The sequence below is a fragment of the Parapedobacter koreensis genome, from assembly GCF_900109365.1.
GTDB lineage: Bacteria > Bacteroidota > Bacteroidia > Sphingobacteriales > Sphingobacteriaceae > Parapedobacter > Parapedobacter koreensis.
The window spans coordinates 379270-405237 of sequence record NZ_FNZR01000002.1 but is presented as its reverse complement, the minus strand read 5'-3'; the positions used below and the strand labels follow the sequence as shown (position 1 = coordinate 405237).

Here is a 25968-nt window from a genome sequence, read left to right as displayed (position 1 = left end):
ATGACACCAGGAAGATTTAAAGACAAAACTGCCATTGTGACCGGCGCCGGGCAGGGCATCGGTTTTGAAATATGCAAGCAACTGGCCCTTGGCGGGGCAACCGTATTGCTTAACGATATCGACGAATCATTGACCGCTCATGCCGCACACCAGGTGCAGGAAGTAGGGCGGTGCATCGCCTGTCCGGGGGATTCCAGTGATCTGGCGATTATTCGGGAATTGGTCGCTACCGCGGTTTCGGAGACGGGGCGCCTCGACATCGCGGTAGCCAATGCCGGAATTACCCTGTTTGGCGATTTTCTGGGATATTCCCCGGAATCGTTCCGAAAAGTGATGGATGTAAACCTCGGCGGCACGTTTTTCCTTGCGCAGGCCGTGGCCAAGCGATTTATTGAAGAAGGAAAAGGGGGATCAATACTCTTTACTTCGTCGGCGACCGGCCACCAGGCGCATAAAAACCTGGCAGCCTACGGCATGTCCAAAGCTGCATTGGAGATGCTGGCAAAACATTTGGTCGTGGAATTGGGCCCGTTCGGGATTAATGTAAACACGGTAGCTCCCGGCGCGACGCTGACTGAACGCACCGTGGCCGACAATGAATATGAAGCGGTTTGGTCGCGCTTGACGCCAATGGGTCGGCCGGCGACCACGGCCGATATCGCCGCAGCGGTACTCTTTCTCGTCAGCGATGAAGCACGGCATATCACGGGGCAGACGCTTATCGTCGATGGCGGATGGACTTCATTGAGCCCACCGCCGTATTGATGTCAATCAAACAGCCGCAATTGCTTGTTTACCGGAGGCATGGAATCGCCAAGGACGGTCTTTCCACCGTATCGCCAAGCATTGCCCCGTTCCCGTTCCAATAGTTCATCAAGGTTGTCCTTGGCTATGAAGTCTTCTTCTGCCCGGAAAGCGAGGTTGCTCAACGCCTGTATGGCTTGTTTTTTGTCATTCAAGCCAAGTTTGGATTGCTGGACGGCCTTATGGAGTATATCGATGGTTTCGTCGTAGACTTTTGTAGGCACGGGGAAGGGGTGCCCATCTTTGCCGCCATGGGCAAACGAAAACCGGGCAGGGTCGTCAAATCGGGTTGGCGTGCCGTAGATCACTTCGCTTACCAAGGCCAGCGACTGTAATGTGCGTGCGCCCATACCCTGTAGCAATAGTAGCTCATCAAAATCGGCAGGTCGTTTTTCATGGGTAAGCCAGAGCATGGCCCCCAACCGTTTGAGGTTGATGTCGTTGGCGGTGACGTAGTGGCGGTTGGGCATGGACAGGGTAGACAGTTCAGCGAGGACAGCGGTCGGTTTTTCCGTACATAAATTGAGGATAGCGGTTTTTGTGGGTTTCGCTTCCAACGCCGTCATGTCAATAATCTTCCCTTGGTTCACACCACAGATGCCACTGTGCGGCTGCTCGGTAAACGACGTAAACCCATCCGAGTACCAGTGGTACCTTCTGGCCGTGGCGTCTGCATCCTTCATCCCCTGCTGCACGACGGTCCACCCACCTTCGTCGCTGACGATGAACGTGTGTAAATAGAGTTGGTAGCCATCCTGTATGGCAGAATTATCCACTTTGGCAACCAGCTTTGAGACCCTTGCCAACCCCGCTCCATCCAAGCCATGCTTATCGCTATACAGGTACAGCTCCTGCGGTGTATTTTTGGAATGCCTGCCCTTACCGCCGCAGATATAGATGCCCAACTCTTTCGAAAGTGGGTTGACGGCCTTTTTCAATGCGCCGAGCACGGAGGTGGTAATGCCTGAGGAATGCCAATCCATGCCCATCACGCAGCCCAAGCTCTGGAACCAGAAGGGATCGCTGAGCCTTTTCAAGTATTCTTCCTTCCCAAAGTCTTGCAGGATGTGCTCCGTGATGACCAATCCCAGCTTTGCCATTCGTTCAGCAAGCCAGACCGGTACATAACCATGGTGCAGGGGAAGGTTGGCAATGCCTGATCGTTTCATTCCGTGTCTCCTTTGTTGGGCAAATATACTAAATAAAATAGCGTAGTGCTGTATTGCTATCGCTCAGGGCCACGCCACCTGCATTTAACTTTTGATGGTGGTAAATGAACTTTTTTTGCTTTTGCCCGCAAAGGCTTTCCGTCGCTCGCCGCGACAGGCGTGGTACTTTTGCGATCAAAAGTACCCAAAAATCACCGCTTGGATCTTTTGCTACAAAGGTAGTGCCTCAACCTGCTTGCCGCAAAATCTCCTATTCGGTAACCTATGCTATACGGAGGGTTGTTGCTGAAAGCCGCACGGAATTATCATCTGAGCCGGACCGACCTTGAAGGATATGGAAGCAGCGAGCGGCAAAGCATTTGTAGTGCCCTCTGTACTGGCAACTCACCAAGCGGATTGAGGGAGCGCAGCGGCTGCAATCCGCGCCGTGGATGCTTTGCTATCAGGCTGCAAGATAGCCTTCACAGTCTTGATTTTTTTGCTTCCTTTTTTCATCAAGGAAAAAAGGAAGGCCCTGCCGTGGCAACGGCGGAAAGCCTTGCGCTGAGGCAAAAGCATGCTCCTCACGCAGTGAGTAATTGCCTAAACAAAACCTTCGTCAATATTCAGCTAAAAGCTGCGCCGTCTCGTTCTTGCCCCATCGGGGATCCAGGGGGGAAACGTCTTTCAGTGTATTGAATGTCTCCATAGCCTTGTCCAGATAAGGCCGGGCTTTTTTTTTGCCGCCGCCGAAAGCTGCCGGTGTGCGGAAAATGCCCATTCCCCGGACATAATAGGCCCGCGGATTGTCGGGGGCCAGCTCGAAAGCTTTGTTGAGGTGCTCCTTGCTTTGGCTGCCCATGCTGGCTCCCCTGAACATGGGGTTTACATTGATGCGTGCGCTAAGCAGGTAAGCCATCAAGACATAATTTTCGACCTCTTTTGGGCGTATCCCAACAGCCTTATCGAGGTACTCCACCGCGCGGTCACAAGTTGCATCAATCTTCCCCTTGGGCAACTGGAATGCCAGCACTGTGTACGCATAAGCGGTATAATATTGGGCATGCCAATTTTTCGGATGCGCCAGCGCGATGCGCTCAAAATCGTTGGCCAGGCGTTGGAGGTTGTCCGCGCCACGTGCGGTTTCCAAGGTAGCGATTTTTGGCGTGAGCAATTGCTCGATGGACTGTCCACGTGTTTCAGTGTTACGGATTGTCAATCCTATGAGTACGAATAAGAGCAGTTTCATTTTTTCCCTCCTTTTATGGTAATTGATTTAATAGTTCATCCGATCGGTCTTTGCCCATGCTGATAAATAACCCCAATAGGAGGCTGCGGCCATAGGGGCGTGCTATTGGCATATGGAAACTGCCGTCATCAGCATACTGGTAGTTGAAAACCTGGTGGCTACCCACGACGTTGTTTAGCGCCGCAACAAGGGTGATGAACGTGTTACCCCATTTGCGCAATACAGCCGTGTTTACGTTTACATTGTGGTATACCGGTGTGCGATCAGCGAGGAAAACCGGGTTCAATGGGTTAAAGTAAGGCCTGCCTGCCGCCAGGGTGTAAGAAGCACCGATGAAGATCCCCCAAGACTGTATGAATTGCTTGGCTACTGCGTGGAATGTGTGCGGGCTTGCAAAAGTAGGTGCCGTGCTTATGGGGTAGTCGAGGTACCTGCGTTTCGTATGCAGCCAGCTGTATGAAATCCAATAATCGAGGCCGGTTACCGACTGTTGATCGCGCCAAAATGCATCCAGCCCATAAGCAAATCCGGTTCCATCGTTTGTCCCGCTGCTGGCAGCGGTGGTAAGTAGTCCGTGGTAGGCTTTGTGGTAGGTTTCGATGCGTAAGGTTTTACCGTCTTTGCCCCGCTGGAAATTGGCAATGTAGTGGGTAGCACGTTGGTAACTGGGGTGCTGGGTCGGCAACGGGTAGCTGTACGCTGGTTGCTGTGTGTAGCTGCCCACCACCAGTGAGATGCGGTCGGCAGTGGTGAGCTGGTAACTTCCCGTGATACGCGGTGAGAGCACAGGCCGGGGGAGCAGGCGGCTGTAATCGACGCGGACACCAGACCTGATGGTGGCACGGCCCAAGGCCGCCACGGTAAGTTCTGTCCAAGCGGCTACCTTCCGATCAGCGATAGGTGTTGCATAGGGGGCGGATTCGAAGTGTACGAGGTATCCCTCGGTACCCACATCGAGCCGTACGGAAGCGGATAGTGGCCTGTGCACGGCAATGCGCAGCTGATGCTGGGACTGGCGGGTTTCAGCCGTGTGATCCGTTGTGCGGAGGTTATCCTTGTTGAAATTAAAACCATAGCCGATATACACGGAGCCGTTGCCACGGGAAAGCGGTTGCTGGAACGTCAGGAGCGATACAGCATTATCATTAGCTACATACAAAGGACGTAGTAGGCCCTGTGCATTTACGTCGGGAAGATTGGCCGATTGGGACGACGTGTTGGCATACCCAAACCATTTGATGATGCCTTTTCCGGGCGTGTTTTGCCTGAAATTTGCATTGGCCATCCAGTTTTCCGGCGCACGTATCCAATCCGTGCGGTGATGGATGAGGTTGTAATACGGGCCGAAGTTGGAATAGCCGACATCAAAACCAGCGGAGGTTGTTTCGCTGAAAAGCCGATCATGCCCCAGCTGAGCGCCATAGGGGATAAGTGCCAATACGGTGGAGTTTTTTTGCGGGTGGTTGCGTGTGTCCAGCGACAGGATGGAAGACAGCGCCCCGCCATAGGCAGGGGCATACCCCCCGGTGCTGAACGTGATGCCCTCAAACAGATGCGGCGAGTAGCGGCTACGCTGCGCGATATCCGGGACACCCGTAAAATAGGGATGGGTGATTTCCAGCCCATCGATAAACGTTTTGCTTTCTTCGTCGCTGCCACCCCGCACAAAAAGCGCCCCGCTTTCCCCAATGGCCTGTACCCCCGGTAAATCCCGCAGGGCGGTGGTGACATCGCCATCGCTTCCGGGCGAGGTATCCACATCCATCGTTGTCAGGCTAATCGAGCGGTTGTTGTCCAGGGCGGCGTAGTTGCTGATGCTTACGGAAGCTTCATCGAGCAGGTTATACCGCTGATGAAGCATGATCATGATAGGTATGATGCTCGAATCGATTGAAAAGGCAATTTCCCGGGTTTCCATGGCGACATGGCGGGCGACCAAGACGGTGTCTCCCCGGATAGTGGTGGCGAATGAAAATGCGCCCGTTTCATCGGTGGAACTACCGGATACGGTACCCTTAATGAATACATTGGCACCCTGTAGCGGATCGCCATCCGGATTTACCACCCTTCCCTTGATGATCACCTCCTGGGCAGTAGCGGTAAGCATCCCCGTCATCAACGGTAATAGCAGATAGAAACAAGCGCTACGCATATCCTGCCTAAAGCCTTTAGTTTCCTGCAAGCTTACACAATCATCGTAACGTAGCTGTCATGCGCGGGTCAAGAAACTTATGACCAGTGGCAGCGGCCGGCATGGTTTTATGTGTCTTTACATCTGCGGATGAAAAGGCATACCGTGCCGTGCCGAATAACAGCCGTAAGACGCGGGGCTAACCGTTAATAATTATACCGCTCCACAGACGCTATTTGATTGCCCACTTTGGTAAACACCAGTATGGGCTCGTAGTTGTCAGCCTCTTCTTCGCTTACCTTGCAGAAACTCAAGATATGCACGGTATCACCCACTTTGGCGTGCAGTGCGGCCCCACCATTCATGCACACTTCACCACTTCCGCGTTTTCCGGGAAGCACATAGGTCATAATCCGGCTGCCGTTTACCGCGTTATTGATATATACTTGTTCGTATTTTTTGATTTGGGCGGCATCCAGTAAATCCGCATCTACGGTAATGGATCCATTATATTCGACATTGGCTTCGGTTACTTTTACAGTGTGGATTTTTGATTTTAAAATAGTTAACTCCATGTTGTTTGTGTGTGTTATAGTGACGTTAGGCAGTGCCTGTGCGCTTCATGGGAAGGCTGAACGTTTCCAGCGCAATTTGTTTGCCGTTTTGAATAAGGATATGCCGTTGATAATGGCAATGGTACGTAAACGTATAGGGCAGGCTGAGATCAATGGGGTGTTTGGCGATGCAATCGACGCAGTAATCTTCGCTGCCATCGGTAGCATACCTTGTCACGATGAACTGCGCTGGTACGTCCCCATTTTCAAGCGAATACCAAGCCCCTTCCCCAATACCGCCCAGCCAGCAGGCGGATTCCGGCACCGACGTCGGTTTTTCCGGTTCGCCCATGCTGCCCGGCTCACGGTCGCACGGCAGGTCCTTAGCTTTGGCGGAAGACAGGTTATGGCACAGCAGGCCCACCTGAAAACGCAAGGACTGCCACCTGGTCATCCGCAGTGATTCCAACACGTTTCCTTGATGGCAATAGATAATTTTATCAGGTGATGCGTTCACCACGTTGCTTACCGGGCTTGCTTTGAGGCTTTCCGGTAGGCCTATCCGTATCCGGGCCGGATGCCGGGCTGGCAGGCCAGCCAGAAGCACTTGGGCCACGAAGCGCGAGCAACTGTTATTGCCCTGGGCAATGGCACCATACTTTATCGGGCCACGTGCCACGATACATTGGGCAAATTGGCTTGATGCTGCGTAAGATAGTTCCGATATCACGGAAAATAGTAACCGTCCACCACCGTGGGTGGCGTATTCAATTTGTTCGAGTTCGGCGAGCACCGTTTTCAGATTACCGATGTTGCCTTGCTGGTCAAACCGGGCTTGTGTGAATAACTTCAGCCGCGGATCGGATTCGGCATCGCGTGCCCTTCCGTATCCACGAGGCGTGACATAACGGCCGAAATCGTAATAAGCCAGTGCGCCGCTTCGCCGATTGATCAACACAATGGCTGCATGGCCTACTTTGAAATTTAGGTTTTTAACGATACCAAGTTGCTTCAGTAAAGCCATCCAAAACTCGTCGCCACGCGCCGTTTTATCTGGCCAAGCGATTACCATCGCTAAATCTTGGTATGCTTCCAACTTATCCATCATTCACTACATATTGTCGTCGGCAGTGAAGTAACCGCCCAAATCTGTAAAGAATTGGGAATTTGGTTGGGTAGGTTGGGATTAGCCGATTGTACCAGAAAACTTACTAAAGTATTTGAAATTTATCGCGGAATTATTACGAAAATTATCATTTTTGCAATCCAGATATAAACATGATAGACCGTAGCATGAAAAAATTTTCTCAGTGGACCATTACTAAATCGTTTTTATTCATTTTATCCTTGGTCGTTTTTTTCGCGGTGCATTCCTGCAATAAGCGCAGCGGCAAGCCTAAAATTTTGGTGTTTAGTAAAACTGCGGCATTCTACCATGAATCCATACCCGCAGGTAATGAAGCATTGATTAAACTTGCTGCGGAGAACGGATTTGATATCGATACGACTACCAATGCCGAGTGGTTTAATGACGATAGCTTGGCAGCCTATTCGGCCGTGGTATTCCTGAGCACCACGGGTGATGCCCTCAACCATTACCAGGAGGCGGCTTTTGAGCGGTATATCCAGGCTGGGGGTGGTTTTGTGGGCGTTCATGCTGCATCAGATACGGAATATGATTGGGGATGGTATGGTCGCCTGGTCGGCGGGTATTTCCAAAATCATCCCAAACCCCAGGAGGCAACCTTCCATGTAGTGGCTGCGCAACACCCGATTACGGAAGGGCTACCGTCCACATTCACTTACAATGATGAGTGGTATAATTTCAAGAAGCTTAGCCCGGATATCAATGTGTTGATTACGATTGATGAGGGTAGCTACGAAGGTGGTGAAAATGGTGAAAACCACCCCATGGTTTGGTACCACGACTTCGACGGAGGCCGATCGTTTTTTACGGCTTTTGGCCATTCAGATGCTTCATTCACCGATTCGCTGCAACTGAAGGTGCTGTTGGGCGGTATAAAATATGCCATTGGGGATAATTTGAAGCTGAACTATTCCAAGGCGAAAACACAGCCGGTACCTGAAAGGCAACGTTTCGTCAAGACACAATTGCTCCAGGGTGAGCTTTTCGAGCCAACGGAAATGGCTTTATTGCCCAATTTCGATATCCTCGTCGCGCAACGGCGCGGGGAGTTGATGCGCTACAGCCAAGAGAGCAAAACGGTGAAGCAAGTAGGGTACTTGGATGTATACCATCATACGGAGACGCCCAACGTGAACGCCGAGGAAGGGTTCTTGGGGCTGGCCCTTGACCCGGACTATGAACAAAACAAATACGTCTATGCCTTCTATAGTCCGGCCGATACGTCGGTAAATCGGTTATCGCGGTTTGTATACGACAACGATACATTGGATACGAGTTCGGAGAAAGTCATTTTGCAGTTTTATTCGCAACGGGATATTTGCTGCCATACAGGTGGCTCCCTGGCTTTCGGGGGCGATGGATTGTTATACCTCTCCACGGGGGACAATTCCACGCCGTTTGACCAGCCGGATCCTTCTCCTTATAAAAACAAAGGATTTGCACCCCAGGATGGCCGCCCGGGATACGAACAGTATGATGCCCGCCGTTCATCGGGAAATACCAATGACCTTCGGGGCAAAATCCTCCGCATCAAGGTACTGCCGGATGGCAGCTATGAGGTGCCTGAAGGTAATCTGTTTGCAAAAGGTACGGAAAAGACCCGGCCAGAGATTTATGTAATGGGCAACCGGAATCCTTACCGCATTGCGGTAGACCAGAAAACCGGCTTCCTCTACTGGGGGGAAGTGGGTCCGGATGCGAATAACGATAGCTTGGCCACCCGTGGCCCCCGTGGGTATGATGAAGTGAACCAGGCACGTACGGCAGGATTCTTCGGTTGGCCACTATTTGTGGGCAACAACTACGCCTACCGTCCGTTTGACTACAACACCGGCCATGCGGGCGAACCCTTTGATCCGGCGAAACCGGAGAACAATTCGCCAAATAATACCGGCTTGCAGGTACTGCCTCCGGCCCAACCGGCCTATATCTGGTATCCCTATGCGGCCTCACCGGATTTTCCGCAAGTGGGTACGGGCGGGCGCAACGCCATGGCTGGCCCGGTGTATTATACCGATATGTTTCCCAAGGATACCCGGTATCCTGACTATTACCATGGGAAGCTGATTATCTACGATTGGATACGCGGATGGATTAAGGCGGTGACCATGTTGTCGAATGGCGATTTCGACAAGATGGAACCCTTTATGGAAGGCGAGCCTTTTGCTAATCCGATTGATATGGAAGTGGGCAAGGATGGCCGCCTGTATATCTTGGAATATGGCAAAGGCTGGTTTGCCAAGAATGCAGACGCTGGCATCGCACGCATCGATTACATCGCGGGCAACCTCCCACCGCAAGTAGGGGAAATTACGGTGGAAAAAAGCAATGGCAAGGTGCCTTTCACCGTGAATGCTACCGTAGCTGCTGAAGACAACGAGAATGACAAGCTCGCCTATACGTGGAAAATCGGCGACATCACGCAACAGACGGAAGGCCCTGCACTGACCTATACGTTGGATCAGAAGGGCGAATACGCCATCAGTGTGACGGTGTCTGACGGCAAAGGCCAGTCGGAAAGTAATCCCGTCATGGTTTATGCAGGTAATGATAATCCGGTTGTCGACATCGTATTGACCAACACATCCGGCGTATACACACCGGGGGAGACTATCGGATATGAGGTGAAGGTAGATGACGGTGGCCGCGCCATCGATGCGGCTAATTTGGTGATCGCCATTGATTATGTCAAGGGAACGGATATGGCGGGAGCTTCCCTCGGTCATCAGCAGGTATCGGAGCTTGTGTTGGGCAGGAGCCTGATGATGGCATCCGATTGCCAATCGTGCCATAAAATCAATGAACCCAGTGTGGGACCTTCATTTACCCAGGTAGCTGCACGGTATAAAGATCAGCGTGAAGCAGCTGCCTACCTGGCGGAGAAAATCATGCAAGGGGGAAGCGGCGTATGGGGTGAAGTGGCCATGGCCGCCCACCCCGACATGAAGGAGGCTGAAGCCCGCCAGATTGTACGGTGGATCCGGTCGCTGGCAGATGATCAGGACGCCAAGCGGAAATCGCTACCTGCGAAAGGTACCATTGTAGCCCGTCCGCCTGCTGGCGGTGATGGTGAGCAGACGGTACTGCGGATTACGGCACAGTACACCAATAGCCCGGGCATGGGCGTGCGGCCGTTGTCTGGCTCAAAGACGGTGAATCTGACTGTGAAGCCAAACATGGACTAAGGATGCGGGCATCAGGTGATTAGCTATGGGTGGGTACTGGCGGCACATACTGGATGTCGATCGCAAGCACCTGGCAGGTTTGGATCACCTCCGTGCGTTGGCCATTATTCTGGTATTCCTTTGCCATTACCGGGCCTATGAACGTCCGGGATGGGTCAATGAGATCGGGCTTTTTGGTTGGAGCGGTGTTGACCTTTTTTTCGTGCTGAGCGGTTACTTGATTGGCAACCAGCTCATGCGCCAACTCAACACCGGGTCTATCCACTTCGGCGAATTTTACGTGAACCGTGCCTTGCGGATTTTTCCGGCTTATTTTCTTGTTGTATTTTTATATTTTACCTTCCCGATCATCCGGGAACGTGATGGCATTGCGCCGCTGTGGCAATTTCTGACATTCACGCAGAATTTTGATTTGGATTTCGGCAACGAGGGGACATTCTCCCACGCTTGGTCGTTGGCCATCGAAGAGCAGTTTTACCTCCTTTTGCCGCTTACGCTTTCCTTGCTTGCAGGCTCCCGCATTTGGCGGCAGGGTTTATGGGTCTTCTTAGGCATATTGGTGCTTGGATTGCTCGTCAGGAGTGTCCTCTGGCTCCAAGTGATGCAGCCCTTCTACGACAATGCCATTACGGAAAATCGATTTGTGGCTTATAACAAATGGATTTACTACCCTACGTACAATCGGCTGGATGGACTCGTGGTGGGTGTGGCAATTGCATCGGCAATGAACTATCGCCCACGTTGGCAGGCCTGGCAGGCCAAGCATGGCAATCTGCTGCTGGTGGTTGGGTTGCTCCTATTGGCGGTGTCGTATTTCCTCTTCCGGGGTGATCGGCTGACGTTCTGGCCGACGGTGATTGGCTACCCTTTATTGTCCGTCGCCTACGGTGTCCTCGTTTTCGCGGCACTTTCCCCATCCTGCATCTTATACCGTACTCGTTGGAAAGTGAGTGCTCTTATCGCTGCATTATCATACGGTATCTACCTTTGCCATAAATTTCTGAACCACCTGCTGCAACAACCGCTGGATGCCATGGGACTGGAAAAGGATGGCAACATGCGGGTATTGATTTGTGGGATGGTATCGGTGCTAGGTGCGTTGTTGCTCAATATGGTGGTTGAGTACCCGTTTATGAAGTGGCGCACCAGGCTCAATAAACGAAGGGCCTAATCGTAGCGATAACCGTATAATTTCCGGTCGCCTTTGCTGTATAGCAGATAACGATGGTTGTCCCTTTCCAGCGGCCCAAAATAAAAATACGGTGCCCCTTCCGTTGGAAATCCATTGACGATTGTACCATCAGGGTTAAATATGTAAATCAGCTCATTGCCTTCCGTTGCGATGCCGATTTGGTGTGTGCCATTGGCCTGCGCGAAAAACCGTGGCCGGTCTGCGAGCTGCTGCCTGAAATCGTAATGGTAAACCAACGCGGTGTCTTGATAAACGGATAACTGCCCCTTGTCGGTAAAGATCAAGTCAGGAGCCTCGCTATTCGACACGGTTGCCATGTCAAAGGTGTGTGCCGGACTCCATTGCCGGATGTGCTTTTCGGTATGCTGTTGCCCAAAATTGACGATTTGCAAAGTGCCGGACGTGTCCGTGGTGGCTACCCATGACCTATCGGGTTCGCCCGCTGATAGGTACATGCCGATGGGATTGCTGAATCCGACTTGCTGGCCATGGTCTTCAACGCCTATCAACTGCCCATTGGGATTGAAAAAATACAACCGCCCGGCATCCGTAGCGGCGATTACGTAATGGATATCCGTTGCATGGGCTGTTTTTAGGTCAAACAACAAATCACCCGAAACCGTTTTGTTGTCCCAACCCCGAAGGCGTGACCCACGGCCATCGTACGCCAGGATATGGTTTTTTGCTGGTACAAACAAGCGCACGTCTTGGCCGTCTTCATACACGGTGGCACCGTAGGTGGCGTCACGCGGAAGCTGCAAGGAAAACCCCGGCAGCGGATCACCATTGGTATCAAGCCGATAAAGCCTTCTTGCTGTCGTAAGCATGATGCTACCGTCGGTCAATTGCTGGATGTCGCCCAGTATCGGGCCAGGCAACTGGGCGTTCCAAAGCTTTCGTCCATCGGTCGCTATGGCATGTAAAATATAGCTGGCGTCCTGCGCGAGTATAAACGAACTGGTATCGTTGTAATGGCAGACGATGGGATCAGTGATGAGTTGGCCATTCAGGTCGAATGCCCATTGCGCGGCAACGCTTGTCGTTTCATTGCGGTCGTATTTGGCAAAAAAGCTGGTAAAAAAATTTCCCGAAGCGCCGGAGAGCTGGAAGGAACATCCATAAAACCGTTGGTAACCAAAGTGGACGGTGTCACGGTAAATCGCTTCAAATGGTGTGACTAGCCGCTGTGTGATGGTACTTGCGGCATTATCCCTGTTTACAAACCAGGTCACGTTACTGCTGTTGGCCAGCAAGGCTTCAAAATCGATGTAGCCAAGCGTGGTAGCCAATGTTTTTTGCGCGGCATAATCCACGGCAAACTGCCGGAGCGTATTGGGTTGGTTGGCACAAATCAGGTATTGGTCTACCAGTAAAAAATAAGGCCGGGTGAACGTTTTCAGCGGATCGCCAAAACTGTAATAGAGCAGGTTGGAATGGTTGAGCCGGTATAATTTTTCAGGGTAGGCCGTGCTAATCCGCTGGATGGTATTGGCAAATGACAGCGAATCCTTTACCTCGATGATGGCGAGTTTTTCCTGGTTGGCTAATTCGAGCACGGCGAATTCATCCCCCCATTCGGGCAAAAGTTCCGCTTGTATGGATAGCCCGGATGAATGCTGGATCAACCGATGCTGTTCCTGCATTTGGGTGAGTTCGTCCCGGATGGTAAGCAGCTGGACAATGCCCGTATGCAAAGCGGGGAAGTCACTGATGCCGAATGCCAGGTAAGACGCGGTGCTGGCCGGAAATAGATGTTCCAAGGTCTGTTCGACTGGGCGTTGCTGACCATAAAGCGAAAGGTAAGTGATTGTGTCGGCATTTAGGGAGCTATTGCCACTGAACATCAACGCATCGCTTTTGAAATTCATGTGCAGGGTGGAGTATCCGGGTAGTCCCTCCAGCAAGGAGGCCATGCCTTGAGGTTGGCTTTGCAGGATCCCGGCAGTGAAGGCGGCCAGCTGCCCGTGGTTGATGTGCCATGTCATCGGTGAATTAGCGTTGTTTGCACGGTGGAAATGGTCAATGGCATCGGCAGTTAGCCGGGGGGTATCCTCGTTGAGGGCATCGGACAGTAGTTCGCTGCTGAAGCTGGCCAATAGCATGCCCTCGCGCTCGGCGACATAGAGCATGGAGCTATCGGGCAAATGCAATAAGAATGCCTGTGGCAGTGAATCGGGATCCACCCATTGTGGGTTGAAAAGTGTATCCATGCCACCCACCTTGTCAAACAAGGCCTGTACAGAGAGGGGCTCATTGAGGGGAAGGCCCATTAAGTAATGGAGCTGGCTTTCCCGAAGGTGGAAGGAAAGTACGACTTCTTGCCCGCTGACGTAAGAGGTAAGCTGTTCGTCCCGCAAAATATGTTGGATATCGTGCAGCCGCTGGGACTGGATGTTGCCAAGGATAGCTTCAAATAAGCTGAAGCCAGTGAACATACGGGTTGCCGCGTCTTCATTTTTAAAAGAGACCAAAAAAGCGGCGTCGCCGGGAATATAGGAAAGGGGCTGCCGGTTGGATCGTTCGCCTTTCCTGAGATCGGAAAAATAAAAAATCGAGGCGACCACCACGGCTATGAATGCTATCGATGTGATGATAATGGTATTCCTCATTCCCTACAAACCTAACATAAAAAGTGCCGAAAGTAAAATTTTGGGTAACTTTATTCCCATTTGAACCAGCTTGCATATGACTTCAATTATGCCTAAGTTTGGCAAATATTACTATCATTAAATTGGCCTTAATTAATCATTGTTATACCGATGAATAAACGCATTATACTCACTGCTTCGTTTTTTGGTCTTGTAGCTGTTGTATTGGGTGCATTTGGAGCGCATGGTTTGGAAGGCAAAATCAGCGAAGACCATCTGGAGACCTGGGATACTGCGGTGGAGTATCAATTTTATCATACGGTCGCCCTATTGTTTTTAGCGACATTTTCCCGGGCAAAAAATACCTACATTCGGTTTTCATTTGTGACATTCACATTGGGGATATTGTTGTTTTCCGGATCGCTGTATCTATTGAGTACGCACGCCATCACCGATTTTGGAGCTCCGTCGATTATTGGCCCGATTACACCGATTGGTGGGTTGTGTTTCATATTAGGATGGCTCGGTTTATTTATTGCTACCATCAAGAATAAGGGATAGTGCCTGCTTGATTTTTGCCTTATTATGCTTGAATTTACGGAAGGTAATGCTGCTATACGCACCACGTTGTTCGTGGAGGTGGTGTTACCGTTGGCCATATCGAAGACCTATACCTACCGCATTCCAAGTGCGTTGGATAGCCAAGTGGCGATAGGCAAACGTGTCATCGTGCAATTCGGGAAAAATAAGGTCTATTCCGCTATTGTATACCGCATGACGTACCAAGCCCCGTCTTTATATGAGGCCAAGTATATCCTTGATGTGCTGGATGAGCAGCCCATTGTGGATGATGTGCAGCTGCGGCTATGGGATTGGATAGCATCGTATTACCTCTGCACATTGGGGGAAGTGATGCAGGCTGCTTTGCCGTCGGCCTTGAAATTGGCCAGCGAGACCAAGATTATCGCAGCCAGTACGGAGATCATCGACCGATCGGCCTTGAATGATAAGGAGTTTCTTATCCTGGATGCATTGGATCTCACACCGGAATTGAAGGTAAGCGATATCGTCAAATTGCTGGGGCAGAAAACGGTTTTTCCCATTCTCAAAAGGCTATTCGATAAGGGGCTGATCTTGATTTCGGAAGAAGTTGCTCCGAAATATAAGCCCAAGGTAAAGACGTTTGTCCAATTGCATGATGATTATGTGGACGAGCTTGGCCGGAAGTTGCTGCTGGACTCGCTTGATAATGCACCCAAGCAACAGGATGCCGTATTGGCTTACATCCAACTAAGCCGTAGGCAACCAAAGGTGGCAAAGTCGGAACTCATGGAAGCAAGTGGTTGTAGTGGAGGTATTATTTCGGCGCTTGTGGAAAAAGGTATATTGGTGTTGGAAGAGCTGGCGGTAAGCCGCCTGGACGGCGAGGACATCGAAGTCACGGGCGACTTTACGTTTAACGACGCGCAGTCGGCCGCGTTTAAGGCGATCAAAAGCAACTTTGAGGCAAAGGATGTGGTGCTGCTGCACGGCGTCACGGCTTCAGGCAAGACGCAGCTCTATATCCGCCTGATGGAAGAGGCGGTGGCCAAGGGTACCAACGTATTGTATCTGCTGCCGGAAATTGCATTGACCACGCAGATTACGGAGCGGTTACGGATGCATTTCGGCAATAAATTGGGGGTTTATCATTCCCGTTTCAGTGATAATGAGCGTGCGGAAGTGTGGCACAAGATACGCAATAATGAATATCAGGTCATTGTAGGGGCACGTTCTGCCGTCTTTTTGCCGTTCGGGGCACTGGGTCTTGTCATCGTCGATGAAGAGCATGAAACTTCCTATAAGCAATTTGATCCGTCACCGCGCTACCATGCGCGTGATACGGCCATTTACTTAGGCCACATCCACGGTGCGAAAGTCTTGCTGGGTTCAGCGACGCCGTCGGTCGAAAGCTATTATAATGCACGTGCGGGCAAATACGGCCTGGTCGAACTTAAGCAACGCTATGGAAATGCCAAGCTGCCTGAAATCGTGACGGTGAGCATCAGCGAGGAAAGCCGCAAGGGAAACATGTTTTCTTATTTCAGCGGTACATTGCTGCAAGAAATGGAAAAAGCCCTTGCACAGCAGCAACAGATCATCCTTTTTCAAAACAGGCGGGGCCATACGCCGCTGTTGCAGTGCAAGACCTGCGGCTATATTGCCAAATGCATCCATTGCGATGTAAGCCTTACCTACCATAAAAGTAGTGGTAAACTGCACTGCCATTACTGCGGGTTTTCGGAAGAACCCATACAAGTGTGCCCAGCGTGTGGTTCTACCCATATTGAAAGCAAGGGCTTTGGCACCGAACGGGTGGAAGAGGAGCTCGAAATGTTGCTGCCCAATGTACGCATCGGTCGCCTTGATCTGGACTCCACGCGGGGCAAGCACGGGTTTGACCGGGTATTGAATGCTTTTGATGAGCATCGCTATGATGTGCTGGTAGGCACCCAAATGGTAGCTAAGGGACTGGATTTTGGAAAAGTGAGCTTGATCGGTATTGTTAATGCCGATGGATTGATCAACTATCCCGACTTCAGGGCTTATGAAAGGGCCTTTTCGTTGCTTGCCCAGGTAAGCGGACGGGCGGGAAGGCGCAATGACAGTGGGAAAGTGATTATCCAATCGTATGCACCCAACCACCGCATCATCCAGCAGGTCATCGATAATGACTATGAGGGCATGTTCATGACGGAAGTAGCGGAGCGCAAAAACTACGCTTATCCGCCTTTTTACCGCTTATTTAAGATTGACGTAAAGCATAAAGAACAGCAGGCCCTGCACGATGCCGCACATCGCCTGGCAACGGCATTGCGTGAAGGGCTGGGACAACGTGTATACGGGCCGGAAGTGCCGTTGGTGGGGCGGGTGCGCAACTACTATATCTACAGCATCCTGCTCAAAGTGGAACGCAGCGGCACGAGTATCACCAAAGTAAAAGAACTGGTAAAAGCGACCTTATTGCGCTTCGAGGCGGATAAGCTCAATAAAGGAGTGCGCGTACAAATTGACGTGGATCCCTATTGATTGATCAAACCAAAATTATACTGGAGGGTGACAGCGGCTACGGGTGAGAAAAAATACTCCCAACGGTGGCGTTTGGTTTGTTCCGGTTCGCCGGTAAATGTGTTGTCTGCATAAGCGTTTATCTTTTGGTAGGTGTAGGCGATATTGAAATTGGCTTCGATACCGATGGCTACCCGTGAAACCACATAGAATTTGGCACCGATAAACGGTGAAAAGAGCAACGCATTTTTATTATCCTCCGCAAATACGTTAGCGTCATAACCCTTCGTATTGAGCGTTTGCATCATGAAGCCCAAATCGCCCCCGAAATAAGGCTGGAAGCGGGAGTAATTGACACTTTTTTCAGCACCTACCTTAATTGCCGTGTTTTGGAATTTTCCCGTTACTTCGGCGCATCCGTCACATTCGTTGTCAAATGTAATTTCGTTGTTGAAATGCGCTGCTTGCAAGCGGTAAGCGACTTGGTTGTCATTAATCTTAAATAGGATGCCGTTGAATGCTGAACCCAAGGATGCCGATTGCCCTGATGGTTGGTCAAGCAGCTGCGGGAATTGCTCGTAAGCATAAGCCCGCACAGCGACGGTATACCAATAATCCGTATTGAAATTGTATTGTTTCCTTTTTGGGATGGTCGGATTGGGGTAGTTGACCGTATCAATGCGCGTTACTTGTGCAAGCAATTGATCGGCTGTGGAGCAAAGCAAAACAACTAGAAGAATATACCTCATGTGTAAAAAAGTTTATACCGTGCGAAAATAGTAAATTTAATTATATATTAACGGAACGATGGCAACTTCGCATATCTCGTTTAATATCCTTATTTTTGGGCCGTAATGGCATATAAATTTATTGACAACTACCGTGAGCAAGGAGCTCGTAAGCAATTGGTTGAATTGCTGAAACGGCGGGGCATTGAAGACAAAAACGTTTTGGAAGCCATTGGCAAAGTACCCCGTCATTATTTTTTTGATGAGACTTTTTGGAACCAGGCCTACAAAGATATTGCCTTTCCCATCGGTGATGGGCAGACGATTTCGCAACCCTATACCGTAGCTTACCAAACGGAATTGCTCCATATCAAGCCCGACGACAAAGTGCTTGAAATCGGCACCGGATCCGGCTACCAGACCTGTATCCTGATGGAGCTGGGGGCTGATGTCTATACCATCGAACGGCAGCAGAATCTGTATGACCGGACTGTTCAGGTATTGCCCTATTTGGGCTATAAGCCCAATTTTTTTCTCGGCGACGGCTCCAAGGGCATTCCTCAATATGGTCCCTATGATAAAATACTGGTGACTGCTGGCGCGCCTTTTGTGCCCGAGGTAATGCTCAAGCAACTCCGTATCGGAGGTGTCATGGTCATTCCGGTAGGAAGCGAGAAAGAACAAAAGATGGTCACCATTCTTCGGGTGGGGGAGCAGGAATATGAGCGTATCGAGCTGGATACCTTCCGGTTTGTTCCGCTGGTGGGTGATCAGGCATGGTGAGCGAGTAAAAGGCAAGAAGGGCTTGGATGATTAATATGATGAACGGCAGTACCATGGCAGAACACGTTTATAATGCCTATCAAAAAAATATAGCGGACACCAATGGGCGGTTGGCCGTGTTGCGAAAGTCCATAAATGGCAATTCACTGCTGCGCCTCGCCACCATTTTGTGCGGTGGCGCTGCACTGTTCATGGCGGTGCAGTCCGAGTGGTTGTGGTTGGTCATGGCACTTTTCTTCACCATCATTGTGCTTTTCATGGGACTGGTATGGCGGCAGAGCAAGCTGGAGGCCCGTAAAGCCGCGTTGGAAGATTTTCTGGCTGTAAACCAAAATGAAATAGACGTTTCCAATGGCCTGCCCAATCGGTACCCGCACGGGGAGCTTTTTGCGGACAGCCATCATCCCTATGTGAGCGATCTGGATGTATTCGGGCCATCCTCGCTTTTTGCAATGGTCAATCGCTGTGCGACTCAATTGGCCAACCGGCTATTGGGCGGCTGGTTGTCTTCGCCTGCTGGTGCGATAACGATAGGGATGAGGCAACAAACCGTGAAGGAGTTGGCCGGTGATCGGGATTGGTGCCAGCAGTTTCAGGCCAAACTGTGGTTCAATTTACAGCATCGCGGTGATTTCAAAGCGCAGTTTGACCGCTTTCTGAATAATGAGCATGTTGTCTTTGGCAATTCCTTGATGCGCTTATACGTAAAAGTAGCACCCTGGTTGATGGCATTGCTTATTGGATTGGCCCTGTTTGAACCTGTCTTTTCGCGCATAGCGCTCTTTTTTGCTTTGGGCCATTTCTTGGTAGCAATCGGCTACGGCCGAAAAATCAACCTTATCGCGGGCGAAGTGGGTAAAGCCGGGCGGCTGTTAGGTGCTTTTGCCGCATCATTTGAGCTCATTGAGACTCGGAAGTGGCAAAGCCAACTGGGCCAAATGTCTGCATCAGCGTTGTACGCAGAGGGGGAGACTAAGCCTGTTTCCATCGTCTTCCGGGAGTTGGCCGTGCTGATTGATCGCTTGGACTACCGGCTAAACATGCTGGTGGGTGCCGTGCTCAACATGGTGGCACTTTGGGATTTACGGCAGGCATTTGCCATCCTCGATTGGCGTAAGCGGTATGGGGTGAATATGCTTAACGCCTTTGACTCCGTTGCCGAAATCGAAGCCTTGGTAAGTTTGGCGACGCTGAGCCGTAATCACCCGCAGTGGGCATTTCCCGAAGTAGTCGAGTCAAAAAAGCCAATTGTACATGCCCAGGCACTTGCACACCCGCTGATTTCCCCGCGTGTCGCTGTGGCAAACGACTACTCCCTGGAAAATCACCGCGTGGCATTGATAACAGGCTCAAACATGGCCGGAAAAAGCACGTTCCTCCGTACCGTGGGCATTAATGCCGTGCTGGCCCTGTGTGGCGCACCCGTATGTGCAAAAGTGATGCGGTTGTCATCTTTCCACCTGGTCACGTATATGCGCATTGCAGACTCGCTAAACGAAAGCACCTCCACGTTCAAAGCCGAACTAAACCGGATACAACTGGTGTTGCAGACCGTGAAATACCAGCCCAACACGTTCTTCCTTGTCGATGAGATGCTACGGGGCACCAATTCCATGGACAAATACTTGGGTTCGAAAGCGATTATCAAGCAGCTGATTGCCGATGATGGCGTAGGTATGGTAGCCACGCACGATTTGCAGCTGTCCAAACTGGCCGGGGAATACCCCGGAGTGCTCGCCAACTACCATTTCGACATCCAGGTGAAAGATGCCGAGATGCTTTTCGATTATAAGCTTAAATCCGGCGAATGCACCATTTTTAATGCATCCCTTTTACTGAAGGGGATAGGAATAAACATCAATTAAACATTAATTGTCAATGACCATGAACATAACTGCCAACTTATCCATTGAAGAGCGTATTGAACAATCCGAAACGCATATCTTCAAGGCGGTTTTCCCGAATACCACCAACCACTATGATACCTTGTATGGCGGAACGGCCATGGCGCTGATGGATGAAGTCGCCTTCATTGCCGGGACACGGTTTTGCCGGAAGCGCTTGGTGACCGTTTCATCCGATCGCATTGATTTCACCAAACCGATACCAGCGGGCACGATTGTGGAACTGATAGGGAAGGTGGTACACGTGGGCCGTACCAGCCTTAAGGTCGAGGTGGAAATTTTTGTGGAGCAGATGTACCACGACCACAGGGAACTGGCTATCAAAGGCACATTTACTTTCGTGGCTATTGATGAGCATAAAAATCCAGTTCCGGTGCTGGGGTAAATAGTTTGGCCGTTGCCTATAACTGGTTATCCCTTCATCACCCGATCCAGCTCCCGTTTGGTATCCCGCTCCTTGATGGTCTCCCGCTTATCGAAGTCTTTTTTGCCCTGTGCCAATGCGATTTCCACTTTGGCAAACCCGCGTTTGCTGATGAACATGCGCAGGGGGATAATCGTGAATCCACGTTCCTCGCTTTTGGTTTTCAGTTTTTTGAGTTCCTTTTTATTAAGCAGCAACTGGCGGTCGCGTTTGGCCTCGTGGTTGTAAAATGAGCCGTGCGAATACTCGGCAATATGCATATTGCGGATATATAGGCCGTCGTCGAAAAACGAACAGAAGGAATCGTTGATGTTTGCTTTGCCCTCGCGTATGGATTTGATTTCCGTACCAAGCAGGCGTATGCCAGCCACATAAGTGTCCAGTATGTGGTACTCAAAAAACGCCTTTTTATTTTTGATATTGATGTCTGAAGATAGTGCCATATGGTGTGTCGTGCGTAGTTCCTGCGGCCACAACAGGCCGCAGGGCGTATAAATTACAAAGGTTTACAATAGATATTCTGCGCCACTTTGTCCGAGATGTTGATCCGGGAGTTATCAATGGCCAACATCATGGAATGATCAAATTCATATTGCTGCAAAACGGCTACCTGGCTATTGATGCGGATGCCGATTTGGCTTACATACTGCAAAAACGATGGGCTATTATCCTTTACTGCCACAATGGTATAGTGTTTGCCTACACAGGCCTCGGCCAGTGTGAGGCGGGCTTCATTGATATAGTCGCCATCGGCGGTGGGGATGGCATCGCCATGTGGGTCAAATTGTGGGAATCCAAGGAATTTATCGAGCTGCTCCACCAATTTTTCGGATTTGATGTGTTCCAATTGCTCGGCGATATCATGCACTTCATCCCAACTGAACCCCAGTTTATCAAACAGGAAGGTTTCCCAAAGCCGGTGTTTGCGGATGATGGCTATCGCCAAATCGCGTCCCGTATCGGTGAGTGATATTTTACCGTATTTTTCGTAATTGACAAGCTGCTTTTCCTTCAATTTCTTTAACATATCGGTAGCCGTGGCCGGACGCACGTTGAGCTTGCCGGCCAATTGGTTCGTCCCGGTCTCGCCAGCACCGCCATGCTCACCAGTAATGCGCAGCAGGGCTTTCAAGTAATTTTCCTCGGTGTCGGATAGCATAGCTGCAAAGGTAGGTAAATTGTTAGGAATATTGCGATCGGAGCGGGGGAGCTATTTGCCCTTTGGTGGGTACGGTAGCTATAAAAAAGGCGTTGGGATATACACCCAACGCCCATTATATTGTGGTCTTGTATTATAACCTATACATTTACGCCTAATTCCTCGGCGATGGCTTTGCCGATTTCGGCAGGCGACTCCACGACACGGATGCCGCATTCGCGCATGATTTTCATTTTGGCAGCGGCCGTGTCGTCTGCGCCGCCCACGATGGCCCCAGCGTGGCCCATGCGGCGTCCCGGAGGCGCGGTTTGCCCAGCGATAAAGCCCACCACCGGTTTGGTGCCGTGTTCTTTAATCCAGCGGGCAGCTTCAGCTTCCATGCCGCCACCGATTTCACCGATGACAATGATGCCTTCGGTCTCGGGGTCATTCATCAGCAATTCCACAGCCTCTTTCGTCGTGGTGCCAATGATGGGGTCGCCACCAATGCCGATAGCTGTCGTAATGCCTAGTCCGGCCTTTACGGTTTGGTCTACCGCCTCGTAGGTAAGCGTGCCGGATTTGGATACGATGCCCACGTTGCCTTTCTTGAAGATGAAGCCCGGCATGATGCCGATTTTTGCCTCGTCTGCCGTGATAATGCCAGGGCAGTTCGGCCCAATGAGCCTTGAGTTTTTGTCACTCAGGTAAGATTTTACCTGAATCATGTCTTTGGTGGGGATGCCTTCGGTGATGCATACGATGACTTCGATACCGGCAGCAGCGGCCTCCATGATAGCATCTGCAGCAAAAGCCGGCGGAACAAAGATAATGGATACATTAGCTCCCGTTTGGTCTACGGCGTCCTGTACAGTGTTGAATACCGGTCGTTCCAAATGCGTCTGCCCGCCTTTGCCGGGAGTCACGCCACCGACTACATTGGTGCCGTATTCAATCATTTGCGAGGCGTGGTAGGTGCCTTCGTTGCCCGTAAAGCCCTGTACGATTACTTTCGAATCCTTATTTACTAATACACTCATTGTTCTGGATTTTTGTACCGCAAACTTAGATAAAATTGCTTTCATATGCAAGTTTGAAGGAACGACATATGAAAGCAATTTTATCGGCCGCTCACCTGCTACTGACGAAACAGATTTTGACAGATGAAACCTAAGATTTTACGGTGAAATTTTACAGTGAATCCGTTACACGGAGGTGAAGTTTGGTGTAGAAGTCCCACAGCACGATGCCGATGGATACCGCGATATTGAGCGAGTGTTTCGTGCCCGACTGCGGAATTTCGATGCATGCATCTACCAGCCCCATCACGTCATCGGCCACGCCATGTACTTCATTGCCAAAGACCAATGCATACTTTTGGCCGACTGCGGGCGCGAATAGCTGCAGGGGAGTGCTGCCCTGGGCTTGCTCCACAGCCAGGATGCGGTACCCTTCTTCGCGGAGCTGCTGGACGGCCTGTGCCGTATCTGCCGCATGGAGCCAAGCGACAGATTGCGTAGCGCCGAGTGCCGTTTTTTCAATTTCGCGATGGGGGGGCGTGCCGGTGATGCCGCATAATACGATCCGTTCGAGCGCAAAAGCATCCGACGTCCGGAAGGCTGATCCCACATTGTGCATGCTACGGACATTGTCAAGTACCAGCGTGACCGGGAGCTTGGCCTGTACTTTGAATGCCTCGACCGATGGCCGCTGTAACTGATCCATGGATAATTTTTGCATGGGGGCAAAGATAGGGAAAGTTTGAAAGTCCGGTGTCTAATGGCTAATGTCCAGTGTCACACCCTAAAAATTATAAGATTTGTTTTGAATATTAAAAAGAAGGTAGTAACTTTGCGGTCTGAAAATTGAAAGAAAAAATATAGCTAAATAGATGGCAAACCATAAATCAGCACTTAAGAGAATCCGTGCCAACGCTGCGAAGCGCCTGCGGAACCGCTACCAAGCGAAGACTACGCGTAATGCGATTAAGAAATTGAGGAATACAACAAATGCCGATGAGGCAAAGGCGTTGTTGCCACGGGTGATTTCCATGCTTGACCGCTTGGCCAAGAAAAATGTCATCCATAAAAACAAAGCTTCCAACAACAAGTCGAAGCTGACTAAACTCGTGAATAGCTTGTCATAATACTACAGATACAATAAGCGAAAAGCCGTCCCGATATGCATCGGGACGGCTTTTTTTATGTTACAGCTGCTCATACCAATCCAGGATATCATCCGCTACCTGTTCCCAGCCCGGCTCTCCGGCGATGAAATGACTTTTCCCTTCATATACTTTCAGATCAACCCAGCTGTTTTTATCGCGGTACTTTCCGGCAATTGTTCGGGTGAGTGATGCAGGGAAAATATGGTCGCTGCCCCCGCCAACGAAGAGAATCGGTGCATGTGGCTTCCGGAAATCAATATTGGAATAGGCATCCAGTACCAATTGGCGGCTTACCTTGAGGCTTTCCGGGACAGCGTATCTGTCGAACATTTTTTCCTTTTCGGAATCAGGCAAGGTGTTGAAGAATGCGTGGTTGTACCATTTTCTCGAGCCCATGAAATAGTCTTTCCCTGAAAAAAAGCCGAACGTACCCAGCACGGTTTTTACGGTCGCAAACGGAGGGAATACATTCTTTGGGGGAGCTCCGTCGATACTGACCGCGGCAGCGCCTTTGCCCATTTCCGTCAGTTTCAATACTGCCATTCCCGCCATGGAATGCCCGATGATCAATGGTGTTTCAGGAAGGGAGTCGATCAATTGCGCGATGTTATCCACCACGTCCTTGAAACCCACGGCTGCCAGCTTGGGGTGTACATTGGCCCGTAAATCGGAGGGGGTTCCCTCGTGTCCTGGATTGGCTGGCGTGTATACCGTATAGCCTCTTTGTTCGTAGCGACTTTTCCAGTCTGCCCAGGTAAGATCATTCACGAAATTTCCGTGGATGAGTACGATTGTTTTTGACTTTGACATAGCTTTTGTTTTTTGATATGTCAAAGTTAATGCGTAAAACTATCAAACTTTTTAACTTGGGTTAAAATCGTATGGAAGGCGGCTCATTGGCCGTTCCGTAGTCGTCCCAGCACCTGCTGCAGCTTTGCTTTATCCTGCATATAAGGTTCCAAATCAAGCAATTCCACTTTCCGGAAGTCAATGGGGTGGCTTTCGCTTTGCAACGAGATGTAGCCGCTTTTCAGTAATTTGCCGTCTTCCTTTACCGCCGGGTCATAATTGGATACACTTCCGCCGCCAATTTGGGGCTTGAAATAGGTCAATACCGTATCGCCTTCGAGGATGTGATGCACCACGGAGTCTGCCAGCACCAAAAATTCAGCAGTCACCCATTGGTCGCCGTGGTAGGTTTTTGAAGATGAATTGATGCAATGTGGGGTAAACAGCTCGCCGTCCACCTCCATGAATACATTGGTGCCCGGCGTACACAGGTTGCTGGTGGTTCGGTCGTTTGTGCCGTCACCCCCCAGCAATTGCCCTTCAATGGAAATGGGAAAATCCTGGTCTTTCAACATCGTTTTCGGATCCTGCCCATGTAGCATGGCCCCGCTGTTGCGCCAGGCCCAGCCTTCGCCCCCCGGTGCCTGTTCGCCGGTAAAACGGTATTCCACACGCAGGAGGTAGGCCGAATAAGGTGTGTTGTAATGGATATGCCCATATTGGAAATCAAAGTCTGTATAGCCATCATACCGTACCTTTAGCAAGCTGTCTTCCACACGGAATGTATTGGCATAATTTTCACCTACTTCGTGTTTGGCGATTTTTACGGTCCAGTCGTTGAGATCCTTGCCATTGAAGAGCTGGATCCATTTCAATTCGTCATTGCCGTTGGTCGTTGTGCAGGCCGCTACTGCTGAAGCAAGTGCCGCCGCAATGATAAGAGATGCTTTCATCTGATTGCTATTGAGGTTAGTGCTAGTATCGTTGTT

General features: G+C 50.6%; 22 protein-coding genes. 9 read left to right on the top strand and 13 right to left on the bottom strand.

Annotated elements, in window-relative coordinates:
- Nucleotides 1-765 carry an SDR family NAD(P)-dependent oxidoreductase gene (locus BMW65_RS05960; protein WP_090603579.1) on the top strand — a complete coding sequence of 255 codons (765 nt, stop codon included), beginning with the start codon at nucleotides 1-3 and terminating at the stop codon, nucleotides 763-765.
- 2 nt (nucleotides 766-767) lie between these two features.
- Here BMW65_RS05960 and BMW65_RS05955 read toward each other — a convergent pair whose 3' ends face one another.
- The 5 genes from BMW65_RS05955 to BMW65_RS05935 form a co-directional block, all read right to left on the bottom strand.
- On the bottom strand, nucleotides 768-1973 hold the full coding sequence (locus tag BMW65_RS05955) for a DUF763 domain-containing protein (protein WP_090603577.1): 1206 nt from the start codon (nucleotides 1971-1973) through the stop codon (nucleotides 768-770).
- A gap of 598 nt (nucleotides 1974-2571) precedes the next feature.
- The gene (locus tag BMW65_RS05950) at nucleotides 2572-3201 is read right to left on the bottom strand and encodes a tetratricopeptide repeat protein (protein WP_090603575.1); all 630 of its coding nucleotides are present in this window, start codon (nucleotides 3199-3201) and stop codon (nucleotides 2572-2574) included.
- 13 nt (nucleotides 3202-3214) lie between these two features.
- The gene (locus BMW65_RS05945; protein WP_143053823.1) at nucleotides 3215-5353 is read right to left on the bottom strand and encodes a TonB-dependent receptor; all 2139 of its coding nucleotides are present in this window, start codon (nucleotides 5351-5353) and stop codon (nucleotides 3215-3217) included.
- A 185-nt stretch (nucleotides 5354-5538) separates the two neighbouring features.
- A complete protein-coding gene (panD, locus tag BMW65_RS05940) occupies nucleotides 5539-5907 on the bottom strand; it encodes an aspartate 1-decarboxylase (RefSeq protein WP_090603571.1) in 369 nt (122 codons plus the stop codon).
- Nucleotides 5908-5932: 25 nt separating this feature from the next.
- A complete protein-coding gene (locus BMW65_RS05935) occupies nucleotides 5933-6994 on the bottom strand; it encodes a DUF6695 family protein (protein WP_090603569.1) in 1062 nt (353 codons plus the stop codon).
- Between the two features lie 185 nt (nucleotides 6995-7179).
- Here BMW65_RS05935 and BMW65_RS05930 point away from each other — a divergent pair, with 185 nt between their 5' ends.
- Together BMW65_RS05930 and BMW65_RS05925 are read left to right on the top strand one after the other, a co-directional pair.
- A complete protein-coding gene (locus BMW65_RS05930; protein ID WP_090603567.1) occupies nucleotides 7180-10218 on the top strand; it encodes a ThuA domain-containing protein in 3039 nt (1012 codons plus the stop codon).
- Between the two features lie 25 nt (nucleotides 10219-10243).
- The gene (locus BMW65_RS05925) at nucleotides 10244-11389 is read left to right on the top strand and encodes an acyltransferase family protein (protein ID WP_090603565.1); all 1146 of its coding nucleotides are present in this window, start codon (nucleotides 10244-10246) and stop codon (nucleotides 11387-11389) included.
- Here the strand turns inward: BMW65_RS05925 and BMW65_RS05920 are convergent.
- Nucleotides 11386-14019: a hypothetical protein gene (locus BMW65_RS05920; RefSeq protein WP_090603563.1), complete on the bottom strand. Its 2634-nt coding sequence runs from the start codon at nucleotides 14017-14019 to the stop codon at nucleotides 11386-11388. The two genes, BMW65_RS05925 and BMW65_RS05920, sit on opposite strands and share 4 nt — an antisense overlap.
- Before the next feature lie 150 nt (nucleotides 14020-14169).
- On the opposite strand from BMW65_RS05920, the gene BMW65_RS05915 reads away from it, so the two are divergent.
- Nucleotides 14170-14559: a DUF423 domain-containing protein gene (locus BMW65_RS05915; protein ID WP_090603561.1), complete on the top strand. Its 390-nt coding sequence runs from the start codon at nucleotides 14170-14172 to the stop codon at nucleotides 14557-14559.
- Nucleotides 14560-14583: 24 nt separating this feature from the next.
- Nucleotides 14584-17067, top strand: a complete 2484-nt coding sequence (priA, locus tag BMW65_RS05910) for a replication restart helicase PriA (protein WP_090603559.1) — start codon at nucleotides 14584-14586, stop codon at nucleotides 17065-17067.
- On the opposite strand, the gene BMW65_RS05905 is transcribed toward priA, so the two are convergent.
- Nucleotides 17061-17795: a hypothetical protein gene (locus BMW65_RS05905; protein WP_143053822.1), complete on the bottom strand. Its 735-nt coding sequence runs from the start codon at nucleotides 17793-17795 to the stop codon at nucleotides 17061-17063. The two genes, priA and BMW65_RS05905, sit on opposite strands and share 7 nt — an antisense overlap.
- A 105-nt stretch (nucleotides 17796-17900) precedes the next feature.
- On the opposite strand from BMW65_RS05905, the gene BMW65_RS05900 reads away from it, so the two are divergent.
- The 3 genes from BMW65_RS05900 to BMW65_RS05890 are packed head-to-tail and all read left to right on the top strand — an operon-like array spanning nucleotide 17901 to nucleotide 20846.
- On the top strand, nucleotides 17901-18557 hold the full coding sequence (locus BMW65_RS05900) for a protein-L-isoaspartate(D-aspartate) O-methyltransferase (protein ID WP_090603555.1): 657 nt from the start codon (nucleotides 17901-17903) through the stop codon (nucleotides 18555-18557).
- 53 nt (nucleotides 18558-18610) lie between these two features.
- Nucleotides 18611-20422, top strand: coding sequence for a MutS-related protein (locus tag BMW65_RS05895; protein WP_090604278.1), 1812 nt, complete (start codon nucleotides 18611-18613; stop codon nucleotides 20420-20422).
- A 19-nt stretch (nucleotides 20423-20441) separates the two neighbouring features.
- Entirely contained in the window at nucleotides 20442-20846 is a 405-nt protein-coding gene (locus tag BMW65_RS05890) for an acyl-CoA thioesterase (RefSeq protein ID WP_090604276.1), read from the top strand.
- Between the two features lie 26 nt (nucleotides 20847-20872).
- Here BMW65_RS05890 and smpB read toward each other — a convergent pair whose 3' ends face one another.
- The 4 genes from smpB to BMW65_RS05870 all read right to left on the bottom strand — a co-directional run bounded on the left by smpB (nucleotide 20873) and on the right by BMW65_RS05870 (nucleotide 23763).
- On the bottom strand, nucleotides 20873-21328 hold the full coding sequence (gene smpB, locus BMW65_RS05885; RefSeq protein ID WP_090604274.1) for an SsrA-binding protein SmpB: 456 nt from the start codon (nucleotides 21326-21328) through the stop codon (nucleotides 20873-20875).
- Between the two features lie 53 nt (nucleotides 21329-21381).
- On the bottom strand, nucleotides 21382-22044 hold the full coding sequence (locus BMW65_RS05880) for a metal-dependent transcriptional regulator (RefSeq protein WP_090603553.1): 663 nt from the start codon (nucleotides 22042-22044) through the stop codon (nucleotides 21382-21384).
- Between the two features lie 140 nt (nucleotides 22045-22184).
- The gene (gene sucD, locus BMW65_RS05875) at nucleotides 22185-23063 is read right to left on the bottom strand and encodes a succinate--CoA ligase subunit alpha (RefSeq protein ID WP_090603551.1); all 879 of its coding nucleotides are present in this window, start codon (nucleotides 23061-23063) and stop codon (nucleotides 22185-22187) included.
- A 151-nt stretch (nucleotides 23064-23214) separates the two neighbouring features.
- Nucleotides 23215-23763, bottom strand: coding sequence for an RNA methyltransferase (locus BMW65_RS05870; RefSeq protein ID WP_090603549.1), 549 nt, complete (start codon nucleotides 23761-23763; stop codon nucleotides 23215-23217).
- Nucleotides 23764-23914: 151 nt separating this feature from the next.
- On the opposite strand from BMW65_RS05870, the gene rpsT reads away from it, so the two are divergent.
- Complete coding sequence (rpsT, locus tag BMW65_RS05865; RefSeq protein ID WP_090603547.1) at nucleotides 23915-24169, top strand: 30S ribosomal protein S20; 255 nt, start codon at nucleotides 23915-23917, stop codon at nucleotides 24167-24169.
- A 60-nt stretch (nucleotides 24170-24229) separates the two neighbouring features.
- Here rpsT and BMW65_RS05860 read toward each other — a convergent pair whose 3' ends face one another.
- A complete protein-coding gene (locus BMW65_RS05860; RefSeq protein WP_090603545.1) occupies nucleotides 24230-25000 on the bottom strand; it encodes an alpha/beta hydrolase in 771 nt (256 codons plus the stop codon).
- 83 nt (nucleotides 25001-25083) lie between these two features.
- On the bottom strand, nucleotides 25084-25932 hold the full coding sequence (locus BMW65_RS05855; protein ID WP_090603543.1) for a 3-keto-disaccharide hydrolase: 849 nt from the start codon (nucleotides 25930-25932) through the stop codon (nucleotides 25084-25086).
- Nucleotides 25933-25968: the final 36 nt, after the last annotated feature.

Bases quoted from the DNA above. Each gene is read 5' to 3' on its own strand.
- BMW65_RS05960 (WP_090603579.1), top strand. From the start codon at position 1: ATGACACCAGGAAGATTTAAAGACAAAACTGCCATTGTGACCGGCGCC.
- BMW65_RS05955 (WP_090603577.1), bottom strand. From the start codon at position 1,973: ATGAAACGATCAGGCATTGCCAACCTTCCCCTGCACCATGGTTATGTA.
- BMW65_RS05950 (WP_090603575.1), bottom strand. From the start codon at position 3,201: ATGAAACTGCTCTTATTCGTACTCATAGGATTGACAATCCGTAACACT.
- BMW65_RS05945 (WP_143053823.1), bottom strand. From the start codon at position 5,353: ATGCGTAGCGCTTGTTTCTATCTGCTATTACCGTTGATGACGGGGATG.
- panD (WP_090603571.1), bottom strand. From the start codon at position 5,907: ATGGAGTTAACTATTTTAAAATCAAAAATCCACACTGTAAAAGTAACC.
- BMW65_RS05935 (WP_090603569.1), bottom strand. From the start codon at position 6,994: ATGATGGATAAGTTGGAAGCATACCAAGATTTAGCGATGGTAATCGCT.
- BMW65_RS05930 (WP_090603567.1), top strand. From the start codon at position 7,180: ATGAAAAAATTTTCTCAGTGGACCATTACTAAATCGTTTTTATTCATT.
- BMW65_RS05925 (WP_090603565.1), top strand. From the start codon at position 10,244: ATGGGTGGGTACTGGCGGCACATACTGGATGTCGATCGCAAGCACCTG.
- BMW65_RS05920 (WP_090603563.1), bottom strand. From the start codon at position 14,019: ATGAGGAATACCATTATCATCACATCGATAGCATTCATAGCCGTGGTG.
- BMW65_RS05915 (WP_090603561.1), top strand. From the start codon at position 14,170: ATGAATAAACGCATTATACTCACTGCTTCGTTTTTTGGTCTTGTAGCT.
- priA (WP_090603559.1), top strand. From the start codon at position 14,584: ATGCTTGAATTTACGGAAGGTAATGCTGCTATACGCACCACGTTGTTC.
- BMW65_RS05905 (WP_143053822.1), bottom strand. From the start codon at position 17,795: ATGAGGTATATTCTTCTAGTTGTTTTGCTTTGCTCCACAGCCGATCAA.
- BMW65_RS05900 (WP_090603555.1), top strand. From the start codon at position 17,901: ATGGCATATAAATTTATTGACAACTACCGTGAGCAAGGAGCTCGTAAG.
- BMW65_RS05895 (WP_090604278.1), top strand. From the start codon at position 18,611: ATGGCAGAACACGTTTATAATGCCTATCAAAAAAATATAGCGGACACC.
- BMW65_RS05890 (WP_090604276.1), top strand. From the start codon at position 20,442: ATGAACATAACTGCCAACTTATCCATTGAAGAGCGTATTGAACAATCC.
- smpB (WP_090604274.1), bottom strand. From the start codon at position 21,328: ATGGCACTATCTTCAGACATCAATATCAAAAATAAAAAGGCGTTTTTT.
- BMW65_RS05880 (WP_090603553.1), bottom strand. From the start codon at position 22,044: ATGCTATCCGACACCGAGGAAAATTACTTGAAAGCCCTGCTGCGCATT.
- sucD (WP_090603551.1), bottom strand. From the start codon at position 23,063: ATGAGTGTATTAGTAAATAAGGATTCGAAAGTAATCGTACAGGGCTTT.
- BMW65_RS05870 (WP_090603549.1), bottom strand. From the start codon at position 23,763: ATGCAAAAATTATCCATGGATCAGTTACAGCGGCCATCGGTCGAGGCA.
- rpsT (WP_090603547.1), top strand. From the start codon at position 23,915: ATGGCAAACCATAAATCAGCACTTAAGAGAATCCGTGCCAACGCTGCG.
- BMW65_RS05860 (WP_090603545.1), bottom strand. From the start codon at position 25,000: ATGTCAAAGTCAAAAACAATCGTACTCATCCACGGAAATTTCGTGAAT.
- BMW65_RS05855 (WP_090603543.1), bottom strand. From the start codon at position 25,932: ATGAAAGCATCTCTTATCATTGCGGCGGCACTTGCTTCAGCAGTAGCG.